Consider the following 12,249-nt stretch of genomic DNA (forward strand, 5'->3'; position numbering starts at 1 on the left):
CCCATCCGTGACCACCGGCTGTTTTGATTTTCGCCGGTTGGTCGAGACGAGTGTAATCGGCAGGGATGCCCGCGCCAGCCACAAAAGGTCGGGCCGTATCCGCACCAATTTTCCCGACCAAATCGGGAATTTTTCCCGACACGATCAGGCCGCCGCCGTCGGAACCAGTGCTTCGACGGTCAGACCGCCATCACCGGAAACGACGTTGAGCGTGCCGCCCAGCGCCAGGATCCGCTCGCGCATGCCGACCAGTCCGAAGCCGAGCTTCTGGCCCGGCTCCATGCCACGGCCATTGTCGCTGACCCGCACCCGGGCACAGCCGCGGCCATCGCTTGCCGCCTGCGCCACCGGCTCGATGACGACATTGACCGAGGTCGCGCCGGCGTGGCGGAACACGTTGGTGAGCGCCTCCTGCACGATGCGGTAGATGGTGAGGTCGGCGGTCTCCCCGGTGACGCCAAGCGCCGGCGAAACCGCGGTCTCGATGGTGACATCGGGATGCGACTCCCGCCACAGCCGCGACAGCGATTCCAGCGCCTGGCGCAGGCCGAGTTCGGCAAGGCCGACGGGCCTGAGGCGCTCCAGCACGCGGCGATTGAACTGCTGCAGCGCGTTGATCTGCTCCAGCATGGCACTGCCGTGTTTTCGCACGGCCTCCGCACTCGGGGCGCGTCCGTCCGCCTGCTTCGCCAGCGCGCTGGCATGCGCGCGTAGTGAGAACAGATATGGCCCGAACTCGTCATGGAGCTCGCGCGCGATCTCCTTGCGCTCGACGTCCTGGAGCGACACCGTTCGCTCGGCGAGGCGCCGCTTGTCCTCGATGGCGTCACTGAGCGTTGCCGCAAGATGGTTGAGCTTGGTGCAGATCGCGGCGAGCTCCGGTGCGCCGCCCGGCGCGACGCGCGCCTGATAGCGCCCGTCTTCGAGCTCGGCCATCACATCCGCAAGGGATTGGAGCGGCGCCAGGGCCCGGCCGATCACATTCATCATCACCAGGAACAGCGCCAGCGCGATCACAGAGCCGACCTCGAGCTGGGTCACGATGGCGTCCCAGATCTCGGCGATCTCGTCATCGGGATGGGAGGTGATCAGCAGCGAACCCGGCTTGCCATGGATCGAGACGGGGACGCTCACCGCGGTCTGCTCGGGATGCACCAGGCTGACGAACCAGGCCGGCGGCGCGCGGGTGTCGTCGTCGGCGTCGGTCCGGGGCTGCGTCAGCGGATGGCCGGCTTCGTCCCGAAGCGCGATGCTGACATGGCGCAGGCGGCTGAGGTCGCGCGCGATCTGGTTCAGCCTGGCATCCGGATCGGGCGCCTCGTTGAGATCCGCCACGATCATCTCGATGAATTCGCGCGCGAGCCGGATCACGCTCTGGTCCTCGGCCTGCACGCGCGGTCCGGCTTCCGCGACCTGGCGGCCGATATTGACGGCGAGCCCCAGCGCCAGCAGCAGCGCCAGCAGCAGGTTGATGCGCCCGCGCAAGGATAGATTTTGCCACATTGGTATCGCCCGTGCCCCGCGAAGGATTGGCCTGCGCCTGTCCGGTGACGTTGACAGAGGCGAAGCGCCCGATATCTAATCGAAACCGTACAGCAATCCCGGCCGGGCGCGAAACAGGCCAAGACGCTGTCGCGAGGAACGCCTATGCGCATTTTGATCGTCGACGATCATCCCATCGTCGCCTCCGGCTGCCGTGCCGTGCTGGCCGACGAGGGCGAGATCGAGATTTTGGAGGCCGCCGACGCCGAAGACGGCGAGTGCGTCTTCATCGTCGAGCGCCCCGATCTCTCGATCATCGACATCAACCTGCCGACCGTGTCCGGGTTCGAGCTCGCGCGCCGCATCCTCGAGCGCGCGCCCGAGGCTCGAATCATCATGTTCAGCATGAACGACGACCCTGCTTTCGCCGCGCGTGCGATCGAGTGCGGCGCCAAGGGCTACGTCTCAAAGACCGGCGACCCCGACGATCTCGTCGAGGCGATCCGCACCGTCGGCGGCGGCGGCACCTATCTGCCGAGCGCGATCGCGCGCAGCATCGCCTTTGCGGGACCCGCGCTGGCGCAAAGTCCGCTGTCGAAGCTGAACGCGCGCGAGATGGAGATTTTGCGGCTGCTCAGCGCCGGAAAGAGCCTCTCCGAGATCGCCTGGCTGGTGCAATCGTCCTACAAGACTGTCGCCAACACCTCGTCCATCATGCGCCAGAAGCTCGGGGTGAAAACCTCCGTCGAGCTGGTGCGGCTGGCGATCGACAGCGGCGTGGCCTGACGGCCGCCACGAATTCGGTCACACAAGCGTTGCAATCCTGATGTGGTTTGATGCCACGGAGCAAATGGCATGACGATCCAGACTGTCTCGACCAATACATCCTATGGCGGCGTGCAGGGCGTGTATCGCCATGCCAGCCAGGCAACCGGAACGGACATGACGTTCTCGGTCTATGTTCCTCCGCATGCGCAGGGCGCCAAGCTGCCCGTAGTCTGGTATCTCTCCGGCCTCACCTGCACGCACGCCAACGTCACCGAGAAGGGCGAATTCCGCAAAGCCTGCGCCGAGCTCGGCCTGATCTTTGTCGCGCCCGACACCTCACCGCGCGGCCCCGACGTGCCGGGCGATGCCAACAATGCCTATGATTTCGGCCTTGGCGCCGGCTTCTATGTCGACGCGACGGAAGCGCCGTTTTCACGCAATTATCGCATGTGGAGCTACGTCACCGACGAACTGCCGAAACTCGTGACGGAGAATTTTCCGGTCGATGCGAAGCGCCAATCGGTGATGGGCCATTCGATGGGCGGCCATGGCGCGCTGACAGTCGCGCTGCGCAACCCGCACCGTTTTCGCGCGGCCAGCGCCTTCGCGCCGATCGTGGCGCCGTCGCTCGTACCCTGGGGCATCAAGGCGCTGACCGGGTATCTCGGGCCGAACAAGGACGTTTGGCGCAGCCACGACACGGTGGCGCTGATCGAGGACGGCGCGAAGTGTTCAGGCTTCCTGGTCGACGTCGGCGAGGCCGATAATTTCCTGAAGGAGCAGCTCAAGCCGGAACTACTGCAAGCCGCCTGCACCACAGCCAACATTCCGCTGACGCTGCGGCGACAGGCGGGCTACGACCACAGCTATTATTTCATCTCGACCTTCATGGGCGATCACCTGCACTGGCATGCGGAGAGATTGAAAGGGTGATGGCTTCTTCTCTCTTGGAAGAACCTACTCCGGCTTGCCGTAGTTCGGTGCCAGCAACCGGTTGCGGATCAGATAGCTCATCGTGCGCGTCCAGGATTCATCCGTGTTGCCGCGCATATCCGCGCTGGCGGCCGTGATCATGTTGCCGGTCTTCACGTCGCGCAGGTAGATGTTCAGATTGATGATCAGGTTCGAAACCTTCTGCACCATCCCGGTGATTTCCAAATCGGCACCCAACTGCCCGGCAAGCTTGAGGTCGCAGCCGCCGCAGGCCTGCAGATTGGCGTGACGGGCCGCATCCCGGATCGGCGCGATATCGAGCAGCTGGAACCTGCCTGACTCGACCAGTGCCTTGCGCAACTGCTCGCTGATGAGCTCGAGCCGCGCCTCCTCCGGCTTGGAGCCGTAGAACTCGCCGGGCAGGCTGGTGTCGATCAATTCGAAATCGAACACCGCGAGTTTCGGCGGGTCGGCGAGCGCGGCCGAGCCCGTCAACAACAAAGCTGCGAAACATATCAACGCTCGCACGATCGTGATTCCCAGCCTCACGCGCGCGAGGACGAAATGCGGGGTTGCATGGCCTGACAAATCGGTCATGCTTTAGCAGAGACAATTCTCCATCGGCGGTCAAGCCGGGGAGTTGTGCGGAGGAAACATGATCCGATGGTTGGTCGGCCTGATCGGCCTGGGTATTGCTGCGACGAGCGCGCTCGCGGCCGACCCTGTCATGATCGGCGTCGGCTATCTCGGAATCGCCGGCACCAGATCGACGCTGTCGCTGGTCGAACAGCCCGCGGAGAATGACGGCGTCGCCGGCGCACGCCTCGCCATCGAGGATAACAACACCACCGGCAAGTTCCTCAACCAGCGATTTGCGCTGGAGGAGCGGCGTATCAAGGAGGGCGAGGATGCCGTGCAGGCGGCGACCGACCTCGCCGCCCGCAACGGCTTCATCATCGCCGACCTGCCGGCCGACGCGCTGCTGAAGGTCGCCGACGCCCTGCGCGAGCGCGGCACGTTGCTGTTCAACGCCGGCGCGATCGACGAGCGGCTGCGCGAGGCCAATTGCCGCGCCAATGTCATCCATACCGCGCCGACGCGGTCGATGCTGGCCGATGCGCTCGGGCAATATCTGGTGTGGAAGCAGTGGAAGCGCTGGCTGCTCGTGGTCGGCTCGCATGACGAGGACAAACTGTTCGCCGATGCGCTCCGGCGCACCGCGATGCGGTTCGGCGCCAAGATCGTGCAGGAGCGCAGCTTCGAAGACAAAGGCGGCGCGCGCCGCACGGACTCAGGCGTGACGCTGATCCAGCGCCAGATGCCGGTGTTCACGCAACAGGCACCCGCCTATGATGTGCTGGTCGCCGCAGACGAGAGCGAGGTGTTCGGCGCCTACCTGCCCTATCGCACCTGGGATCCGCGGCCTGTCGCGGGCTCCGCCGGCCTCGTGCCCCGCAGTTGGGACGCGGCGCAGGACCAGTGGGGCGCGATCCAGATGCAGAACCGCTTCGTCAAGCTGAACGCGCGGCGGATGACCGCGCTCGACATGCAGGCCTGGACGGCGGTGCGCATGATCGGAGAGGCCACCTCGCGCACCAATTCCGGCGACATCAACAAGGTCACCGATTTCATCAAGGGTCCGGAGTTCTCGGTCGCCGCCTTCAAGGGAACGAAGCTGACCCTGCGCGACTGGAACCTGCAGCTGCGCCAGCCGATCCTGCTGGTCGACGGCCGCATGGTGGTGTCGGTGTCGCCGCAGGAAGGTTTCCTGCACCAGGTCTCCGAGCTCGACACGCTCGGCTATGACCGCCCGGAGAGCAAATGCAAGCTGAAATGAGGAAGAAGATGTTGCGCTTGTGGCGTGTGGGATTGCTGTCCGGACTGGCGCTGGCGGCGGCGCCGGCGCATGCGTTCATCGCCTATGTCTCGAACGAGAAGAGCAACACCGTGTCGGTGATCGATACCGAGAGCTGGACGGTGACCAGGACCATCAAGGTCGGCCAGCGCCCGCGCGGCATCGACTTCACGCGCGACGGCAAGTTCGTGATGGTCGCGGTCGGCGACGACGACACCATCCAGATGATCGACGCCAAGACGCAGGCTGTGGTGGACAGCCTGCCCTCCGGGCCCGACCCGGAATTGTTCGCCCAGGATGCCGCCGGCAAGGTCCTCTATGTCGCCAACGAGAACGACAACACAGTGACCGTGATCGACCTCGAGAAGCGCGCCCGCCTTGGCGACATCCAGGTCGGCGTCGAGCCCGAGGGCATGACCATCAGCCCGGACGGCAAGACGCTGATCAACACGTCCGAGACCACCAACATGGCGCATTTCATCGACACGTCGTCGCGCCAGATCGTTGCCAACGTGCTGGTCGACGCGCGGCCGCGCTTTGCCGAATTCAAGCACGACGCTTCGGAATTGTGGGTGTCGTCGGAGATCGGCGGCACCGTCTCGATCATCGATCCTGGAAAGCACGAGGTGACCGGCAAGATCAATTTCGAGATTCCGGGGTTGAGGAAAGAGGCGATCCAGCCCGTCGGCATCGGCATGACCCGGGACGACAAGACCGCCTTCATCGCGCTCGGTCCCGCCAACCGCATCGCCGTGGTCGATACCGCCTCGCGCAAGGTGACGAAATATCTGCTGGTCGGACAACGGGTCTGGCACATGGCATTCACGCCGGACGAAAAATATCTGCTTACCACTAACGGCGTGTCGAACGATGTCTCCGTCATCGACGTCGCCGCGCAAAAGGTGATCAAGACCATTCAGGTGGGCGAACTGCCCTGGGGTATCACGATCGCGCCATGACCAGCCCTGCTCCCATCACCGAACAACGGGAAACACCAAGGCCCGATCCGGCGGCCGTGCCCGCGCTATCGATCGACAGCGTCAGCCACGCCTATGGCGCGCGCCGCGCGCTGATGGACGTATCCTTTAACGTACAGCCCGCGAGCTTCACGGCCCTGCTCGGCCTCAACGGCGCGGGCAAGAGCACGCTGTTCTCGCTGATCACGCGCTTGTTCGGCATCCAGTCCGGCCGCGTCGGCATTTTCGGCCATGACGTCAGCAAAAGCCCCGGCGAAGCGCTGCGGTTGCTCGGCGTCGTGTTCCAGCCGCGCACGCTCGATCTCGATCTGTCGCTGACGCAGAACCTGCTCTATCACGCCGCACTCCACGGCATCAGCCGCCGCGAGGCGCGGGCGCGAGCCGCCGAGCTGCTCGGGCGCATCGGGCTGACCGAGCGCGCCGGCAGCAAGGTGCGCGATCTCTCGGGCGGGCAGATGCGGCGGCTGGAGATCGCCCGCGCGCTACTGCACCGGCCGCGCCTGCTCTTGCTGGACGAGCCGACCGTCGGCCTCGACGTCAAGGCGCGCGCCGACATCATCAGCCATGTGCGCCAGCTCGTGAGCGAGCAAGGCATCGGCGTGCTCTGGGCCACGCATCTGTTCGACGAAATCATGGCCGGTGACGATCTCGTGGTGCTGCATCAGGGCAAGGTGCTGGCGCAGGGACCGATGAGCCGCGTCGTCGCGGAGGCTGGCGCGCAGGACGTCAACACCGCCTTCATGCGCCTGACCGGCGCGCAGACCCTGCCGGGCGGCGGCGCATGAGCAGCATCACCACACGCGAGGCGCCGCGCGGCTTCTCGGCCGCCGAATACATGACCTGTCTCACGGGTATCGTCTGGCGCGAGGGATTGCGCTTTCTGCACCAGCGCGAGCGTTTCGTCTCGGCGCTGGTGCGGCCGCTGGTGTGGCTGTTCATCTTCGCCGCCGGTTTCCGCCAGGTGCTCGGCATCTCCATCATCCCGCCCTACGAGACCTACATCCTCTACGAGGTCTTCATCGCGCCCGGGCTGATGGCCATGATCCAGCTCTTCAACGGCATGCAGTCCTCGCTCTCGATGGTCTATGACCGCGAGATGGGCAACATGCGCACGCTGCTGGTAAGCCCACTGCCGCGCGGCTACCTGCTGTTCTGCAAGCTGCTCGCGGGCACCGCGGTGTCGCTGCTCCAGGTCTATGCGTTCTTGCTGATCGCCTGGTTCTGGGACATCACCCCTCCTCCATCAGGCTATCTCACCGTGCTGCCGGCCCTGATGCTGTCCGGACTGATGCTGGGCTCGCTCGGCATGCTGATCTCCTCCGGAATCAAGCAGCTCGAGAACTTTGCCGGCGTGATGAATTTTGTCATTTTCCCGATGTTCTTTGCTTCATCGGCACTTTACCCGCTCTGGCGGGTGCAGGAGGGCAGCCCATATCTCTACTATGTCTGCGAGGCCAATCCGTTCACCCATGCGGTCGAACTGATCCGCTTCGCGCTGTACGGACAGATCAACTGGATCTCGCTGGCGGTGGTCGCGACCTGCACAATCGTCTTCATGATCGGCGCGATCTATGCCTATGATCCCTCGCGCGGGCTGGCGCGACGGGGCCCTGCGGGAGGCGAAGGATGACGGTTCGGGTTCTGGCCATCGCCGCTCTGATGTTTGCAGCCGCGAGCACGGCGGCACCCGCGGCCGATCCGCGCTATCCGGATTGGCCCTGCACGCAGGCAAAAGTGCCGGAAATTTCGCTTGCCGCCGTTTGGGCTGGCCCTTCGCTCGACGACGTGCAGAACAAGTGGAAGGACGACGCCAAAGTCAGCGCGCTTGTCGCCAAACTGTCCGCACGCAAGACGCCGCTGGACGAAGCCGAGAAGTTGGTAAGGGCGTTTTTGGCGGGCTCCGCGGCCGACAAGACCACGAATGCAAAACTGCTGTTCGCAGGCCTGTTCGACACTCTCAACGCTCAGCGCTCCCAGGTCATGAGCGGACTGGAACGCGTCAGCCGCAAGCAGCGCGAAGCCGCCGACAAGATCCGCGAGGAGAGCGTCCAGCTCCAGGCGCTCCAGGGCGCCACGCCGCGCGACGAGGCGAAGGTCGATGCGCTCAGCAACGAGCTGATCTGGAAGACCCGGATTTTCGAGGACCGCCACAAGGTGGTGCGGTTCGTTTGCGAGGTTCCCACCACCATCGACCAGCGGCTGTTTGCGCTCGGACGCGTGATCCAGCAGGAAATGGAATAGCGTCAGCCTCATTGACCGCTTGCGGCAGGTTCCCGCGCCTCCATGGCGATCATTAACCCGCCGCCGCGCTATATGCCGGAACCAAATCGGTCTAGGATGTCTTGTCGATGGGTAATCCAAGGCATCGGGAGGCCTCGATGGGAACCACAAAATTCATCCTCACAGGCGCTGCGGCCATCAGCATGCTCGCAAGCAGCGCGTTTGCTGACGACTTGACCGGAATGGTCACCCGGATAGATCGGCTCAACAGCACGATTTCGATCCAGCAGACGCAGAAGGGCACGGTCGGCGGCAGCGCAGGCGGCGCCGGCGCGCTCCAGGAGTACAAGGCCAAGGATGCTGCGATGCTCGATGCGGTCCACGCCGGCGACAGGGTGACGTACTCTGCGACTGACAATAACGGCACGGGCACGCTGACCAAGCTGCAGAAGCAGTAGTATTGCCTTCACCTCTCCCCGCAAGCGGGGAGAGGTCGGAATTCGCGCGCAGCGCGGATTCCGGGTGAGGGGGTACAGGTCCCTCGATGAATTCAATCTGCGGAGAGAGGCCCCTCACCCCAGCCCTCTCCCCGTAAGAACGGGGCGAGGGAGCGCACCTGCGCTAGGCGATGCAGCTTGCCTACTGCTCCGGCCGCGGCTCCGGCTGCGCCTCCTCAGTGGGTAGCTTTGCGCGCTCCCAGCCGTCGGTGCCATCGGGATACCAGGCCACGTTGGAGTAGCCGTACCCGAGCGCGCGCTTGGCAGCGTTCCAGGACATCCAGCAATCGGCCAGGCAATAGATCACGAGCACCGCGGTCTTGTCGCCGTGTGATGCACGCGCAAGGCCGCGCTGAAGGTAGTCGTCCATGGCGGGCGGCAGCGTGCCATAGCCGGTATCCGGCAGCCAGATGCTGCCCGGAATGTTTTTGCGCGGCGCCTCGCGCCAGACGGTCCCCGCGGGAAGGTTCTTCGGCTTCGGCGCGCGCGGCAGCACGTCGATGAAGGCGCCGCTCTTCGCGTGCCAGATCGCCTCGGCTTCTGACGTCGACAGCACGCGCACGCCACTTAGCGTCGCCGGCACGGGCGCGCGGTAATTGTCGGTGCGATAGCCCTCGGGCTCGAACGGCTCCTGCTGCTGCGCAACAACCGGCGCCACCAGCATGGCGGCGACCAACGCAGCAGCAAGGTGCCGCCTCATGGCGTCTGCCTCATGGCGTCTTCTTGGCCGTCTCCGCGCCGAGCGGCCGATCGCTCTCGTCCAGCAGCGGCACGCCGAAATCGAGCAGGATCTTGTTGATCTCGCCCTGGTTCTCCTGGATCAGCTTGTTGAGCTGCCGCTTCCAGTTCTGGTCGGCGCCACGCACGCCCATGCCGATGCGATAGACCAGCTTTGGCCCGGTGGTTTCCTTCACCAGCGGTGTGACATGAAGCGAGCCCGCCTTCTTCGCGTAGAACCCTGCCATCGGTCCCCACAGAACGCCCGCGTCGATCTTGCCCGCCGTGAGATCATCGATCATGGCCTGCGCCGAATTGTCGTAGCGCGTGTCGATCATCAGCGGATAGGGCTTTGCATCACCCATCAGTCCCGCAATGGCCATGTTGGTGGCAGGCGGCGTGCCGGCGACGATACCGACATGTTTGCCCTTCAGCCTGGCATCCTCGAGCGTGTCGACCTCCTCCAGCCCGCTGCCTGCTTTCGCGACGAGGGCATAGCTCGTGCGGTAATAGGGATTGGTGCCTTGCACGAGGTCGTCGCCTTGGGGGAAGCCCATGATGACGTCGCAGCGATGCGAGCCAAGCGTCATGCGCACGAAGCCGGTGGCTTGCGGAAAAAAGACATAGTCGAGCTTCTTCTGGAGCTTGTCCGCAAACAGCTCGGCAAGCTTGTTCTCGAACCCCTCGCCCTTCTCATTCGAGAACGGCAGATTGCGCGGGTCGGAACAGACGCGCAGCACCTTGGGATCGACCAGCTCGAATGAGAGGTCACCCGTCTCGTTGGTCTGCGCGATGGCGACGTCGCCGAACGCGCAAGACGCAACCAGGATACTCAGTGAAAACAACCAGCGACGATGTCGTCCGGCCTCCGTCATCGCGCTTCCTCCTAGGCTTGTTTGAATGCTAGCCATGCAACGCATGACGCGCCATGTTTTGCCAGACTGTGTGCTGGCTTTTCTTTGTTGCAGTGCAACGCACGCAATCCTTTGAACTGAGGCGGAAAAGTGTCTCGCATCGCTCTCGTGATCGCAGCCTTGTCCCTGCTGGTGACAGCGACGCTAGCATGCGCTGCAGCGGCCGAATTGCCTGTGAGCGAAGTCGCGCCGGGAATCTTCGTACACTCCGGGACCATCGCGCTGATGACCCGCGAGAACGAGGGGGGCATCGCCAATGTCGGCTTCATCGTGGGCGAGGATGCGGTGGCCGTAATCGATACCGGCGGTAGCGTTCGCGAGGGCGAGGCGCTGCTGGCGGCGGTGCGGGCCCGCACCAGCAAGCCGATCCGCTACGTCATCAACACCCACGGCCATCCCGACCATGTTTTCGGCAATGCGGCCTTCGCCGTCGGCGACACCATTTTCGTCGGGCACAGCAGGCTGCCGCGGGCGCTCGCTGCGCGCGGCACGTATTATGTCGACAACTTCAGACGGATCATGGGCGACGAATTGATCTCTCCGGTAAAGATCGTGCCGCCCACAATGCTCGTCGCGGACACAATGACGCTCGATCTCGGCGCGCGCCGCCTGATCTTGAGGGCCTGGCCGGCCGGGCACAGCGACAATGATTTGACCGTGTTCGATGAGACGACGAAGACGCTGTTCGCTGGCGATCTCGTCTTTCTCCGCCATATTCCCGTGATGGACGGCAGCATTCGCGGCTGGCTCCGCACCCTCGGGGAACTCGAGAGCATTCCGGCGCAGCGCGTCGTTCCCGGTCACGGGCCCGTGAGCGAATGGCCTGCGGCGGTGACCGATGAACGGCGCTACCTGATGGCACTGCTGGCAGACGTCCGGGCGTCGAACAAAAAGGGCGAGCCGATCCGAACCGCGGCAGCCAAGGCGGCCGCCTCGGAACGACCGCAGTGGGAGCTGTTCGACGACTACAACGCCCGCAACGCAACCGCAGCATTTTCGGAAATTGAATGGGAGTAGCGGACGCGCTACGATGCGCGAAACGTTGCTTCGTCCGCGGGACCATGACCATGACGGGATGCACGCGCCGACTGCCTCTGATCGCCCTGCTCCTCGGCATTGCATTCGCCGTGCCGGCGCAGGCTGAAGAGGCTTACGACCCCTGGCCGGGCCTGGTGCAGGACATCTTCGGCAACCGTCCGATGAATGACGGCGGCAATGTCATTGGCATCGAGATGCCGTATCGCGCCGAGGACGCGGCCATCGTGCCGGTGACCCTGCGCAGCAAGCTCTCGCCCGGTGATGCCCGCCGCATCCGCTCGATCACGCTGGTGATCGATCGTAATCCCGCGCCGATGGCGGCGAAGTTCGAACTCGGGCCGGATGCCAACGTCACTGAAATCTCGACACGCGTGCGCGTCAACAATTACACCGACGTTCATGCGGTGGCCGAGCTCAGCGATGGCCAGCTCTACGTCTCGAAAGTCTATGTGAAGGCTTCCGGCGGTTGCTCGGCACCAGCGGGGAAGAATGCCGAGGAAGCCCAGAACCGGCTCGGCCAGATGCGCTACCGGCAATTCGCGCGCGAAGAGGCGCCCGCGAGCCGCATGCGGGAAGCCCAGATCATGATCGGCCATCCCAACAATTCCGGGCTGCAGATGGACCAGGTCACGCAGCTCTACATTCCCGCGTTCTTTATCAATCAGCTCAAGCTGACGCAGGACGACAGCCCCGTGCTGTCGATGGAAGGCGGCATCTCGATCTCGGAAGATCCCAACCTGCGCTTCACCTATGTCTCCAACGGCGCCAGGCGTTTTCGCGCGGAAGCCAAGGATACGGACGGACACGTGTTCCGCAATGAGTGGGATGTGGAGAAGCCGGGGACGTGA

The 12,249-nt window shown here is 64.3% G+C and carries 14 protein-coding genes; 10 read left to right on the plus strand and 4 right to left on the minus strand.

Features of this window, described 5'->3' with window-relative positions:
- Positions 1–144: 144 nt before the first annotated feature.
- Positions 145–1,503 carry a histidine kinase gene (locus tag BRA1417_RS0132505; protein ID WP_027519354.1) on the minus strand — a complete coding sequence of 453 codons (1,359 nt, stop codon included), beginning with the start codon at positions 1,501–1,503 and terminating at the stop codon, positions 145–147.
- A 144-nt stretch (positions 1,504–1,647) separates the two neighbouring features.
- Here BRA1417_RS0132505 and BRA1417_RS0132510 point away from each other — a divergent pair, with 144 nt between their 5' ends.
- Both BRA1417_RS0132510 and fghA read left to right on the plus strand, forming a co-directional pair.
- Positions 1,648–2,268, plus strand: coding sequence for a response regulator transcription factor (locus tag BRA1417_RS0132510; protein ID WP_018460280.1), 621 nt, complete (start codon positions 1,648–1,650; stop codon positions 2,266–2,268).
- A 69-nt stretch (positions 2,269–2,337) separates the two neighbouring features.
- Positions 2,338–3,183, plus strand: a complete 846-nt coding sequence (gene fghA, locus BRA1417_RS0132515) for an S-formylglutathione hydrolase (RefSeq protein WP_027519355.1) — start codon at positions 2,338–2,340, stop codon at positions 3,181–3,183.
- A gap of 24 nt (positions 3,184–3,207) precedes the next feature.
- Here fghA and BRA1417_RS0132520 read toward each other — a convergent pair whose 3' ends face one another.
- Positions 3,208–3,780 carry a DUF3280 domain-containing protein gene (locus BRA1417_RS0132520; RefSeq protein WP_027519356.1) on the minus strand — a complete coding sequence of 191 codons (573 nt, stop codon included), beginning with the start codon at positions 3,778–3,780 and terminating at the stop codon, positions 3,208–3,210.
- A 58-nt stretch (positions 3,781–3,838) separates the two neighbouring features.
- Between BRA1417_RS0132520 and BRA1417_RS0132525 the strand changes: the two genes are divergently transcribed.
- The 6 genes from BRA1417_RS0132525 (at position 3,839) to BRA1417_RS0132550 (ending at position 8,693) form a co-directional block, all read left to right on the plus strand.
- Positions 3,839–5,020, plus strand: coding sequence for an ABC transporter substrate-binding protein (locus tag BRA1417_RS0132525; protein WP_027519357.1), 1,182 nt, complete (start codon positions 3,839–3,841; stop codon positions 5,018–5,020).
- On the plus strand, positions 5,005–5,997 hold the full coding sequence (locus BRA1417_RS0132530) for a YVTN family beta-propeller repeat protein (protein ID WP_156949019.1): 993 nt from the start codon (positions 5,005–5,007) through the stop codon (positions 5,995–5,997). Before BRA1417_RS0132525 ends, BRA1417_RS0132530 begins: the two co-directional genes overlap by 16 nt.
- Positions 5,994–6,800: an ABC transporter ATP-binding protein gene (locus BRA1417_RS0132535; protein ID WP_027519359.1), complete on the plus strand. Its 807-nt coding sequence runs from the start codon at positions 5,994–5,996 to the stop codon at positions 6,798–6,800. The genes BRA1417_RS0132530 and BRA1417_RS0132535 overlap by 4 nt, the downstream gene beginning before the upstream one ends.
- Positions 6,797–7,645 (plus strand): ABC transporter permease, encoded by an 849-nt coding sequence (locus tag BRA1417_RS0132540; RefSeq protein ID WP_027519360.1) that lies wholly within the window; start codon positions 6,797–6,799, stop codon positions 7,643–7,645. The genes BRA1417_RS0132535 and BRA1417_RS0132540 overlap by 4 nt, the downstream gene beginning before the upstream one ends.
- The gene (locus tag BRA1417_RS0132545) at positions 7,642–8,256 is read left to right on the plus strand and encodes a hypothetical protein (protein WP_027519361.1); all 615 of its coding nucleotides are present in this window, start codon (positions 7,642–7,644) and stop codon (positions 8,254–8,256) included. Before BRA1417_RS0132540 ends, BRA1417_RS0132545 begins: the two co-directional genes overlap by 4 nt.
- A gap of 137 nt (positions 8,257–8,393) precedes the next feature.
- Entirely contained in the window at positions 8,394–8,693 is a 300-nt protein-coding gene (locus BRA1417_RS0132550; protein WP_027519362.1) for a copper-binding protein, read from the plus strand.
- Between the two features lie 181 nt (positions 8,694–8,874).
- Here BRA1417_RS0132550 and BRA1417_RS0132555 read toward each other — a convergent pair whose 3' ends face one another.
- Together BRA1417_RS0132555 and BRA1417_RS0132560 are read right to left on the minus strand one after the other, a co-directional pair.
- Entirely contained in the window at positions 8,875–9,432 is a 558-nt protein-coding gene (locus tag BRA1417_RS0132555) for a PQQ-dependent catabolism-associated CXXCW motif protein (RefSeq protein ID WP_027519363.1), read from the minus strand.
- Between the two features lie 10 nt (positions 9,433–9,442).
- On the minus strand, positions 9,443–10,324 hold the full coding sequence (locus BRA1417_RS0132560; protein ID WP_027519364.1) for a substrate-binding domain-containing protein: 882 nt from the start codon (positions 10,322–10,324) through the stop codon (positions 9,443–9,445).
- A 129-nt stretch (positions 10,325–10,453) separates the two neighbouring features.
- Here BRA1417_RS0132560 and BRA1417_RS0132565 point away from each other — a divergent pair, with 129 nt between their 5' ends.
- Positions 10,454–11,380 (plus strand): quinoprotein relay system zinc metallohydrolase 2, encoded by a 927-nt coding sequence (locus BRA1417_RS0132565; protein WP_027519365.1) that lies wholly within the window; start codon positions 10,454–10,456, stop codon positions 11,378–11,380.
- 50 nt (positions 11,381–11,430) lie between these two features.
- Positions 11,431–12,249, plus strand: a complete 819-nt coding sequence (locus BRA1417_RS0132570) for a quinoprotein dehydrogenase-associated SoxYZ-like carrier (protein WP_027519366.1) — start codon at positions 11,431–11,433, stop codon at positions 12,247–12,249.

The organism is Bradyrhizobium sp. WSM1417 (assembly GCF_000515415.1).
Classification (GTDB): domain Bacteria; phylum Pseudomonadota; class Alphaproteobacteria; order Rhizobiales; family Xanthobacteraceae; genus Bradyrhizobium.

Coding starts and splice junctions, on each gene's coding strand:
- BRA1417_RS0132530 (WP_156949019.1), top strand. CDS start 5,005: ATGCAAGCTGAAATGAGGAAGAAGATGTTGCGCTTGTGGCGTGTGGGA.
- BRA1417_RS0132545 (WP_027519361.1), top strand. CDS start 7,642: ATGACGGTTCGGGTTCTGGCCATCGCCGCTCTGATGTTTGCAGCCGCG.
- BRA1417_RS0132550 (WP_027519362.1), top strand. CDS start 8,394: ATGGGAACCACAAAATTCATCCTCACAGGCGCTGCGGCCATCAGCATG.
- fghA (WP_027519355.1), top strand. CDS start 2,338: ATGACGATCCAGACTGTCTCGACCAATACATCCTATGGCGGCGTGCAG.
- BRA1417_RS0132525 (WP_027519357.1), top strand. CDS start 3,839: ATGATCCGATGGTTGGTCGGCCTGATCGGCCTGGGTATTGCTGCGACG.
- BRA1417_RS0132510 (WP_018460280.1), top strand. CDS start 1,648: ATGCGCATTTTGATCGTCGACGATCATCCCATCGTCGCCTCCGGCTGC.
- BRA1417_RS0132540 (WP_027519360.1), top strand. CDS start 6,797: ATGAGCAGCATCACCACACGCGAGGCGCCGCGCGGCTTCTCGGCCGCC.
- BRA1417_RS0132520 (WP_027519356.1), bottom strand. CDS start 3,780: ATGACCGATTTGTCAGGCCATGCAACCCCGCATTTCGTCCTCGCGCGC.
- BRA1417_RS0132560 (WP_027519364.1), bottom strand. CDS start 10,324: ATGACGGAGGCCGGACGACATCGTCGCTGGTTGTTTTCACTGAGTATC.
- BRA1417_RS0132555 (WP_027519363.1), bottom strand. CDS start 9,432: ATGAGGCGGCACCTTGCTGCTGCGTTGGTCGCCGCCATGCTGGTGGCG.
- BRA1417_RS0132505 (WP_027519354.1), bottom strand. CDS start 1,503: ATGTGGCAAAATCTATCCTTGCGCGGGCGCATCAACCTGCTGCTGGCG.
- BRA1417_RS0132535 (WP_027519359.1), top strand. CDS start 5,994: ATGACCAGCCCTGCTCCCATCACCGAACAACGGGAAACACCAAGGCCC.
- BRA1417_RS0132570 (WP_027519366.1), top strand. CDS start 11,431: ATGACGGGATGCACGCGCCGACTGCCTCTGATCGCCCTGCTCCTCGGC.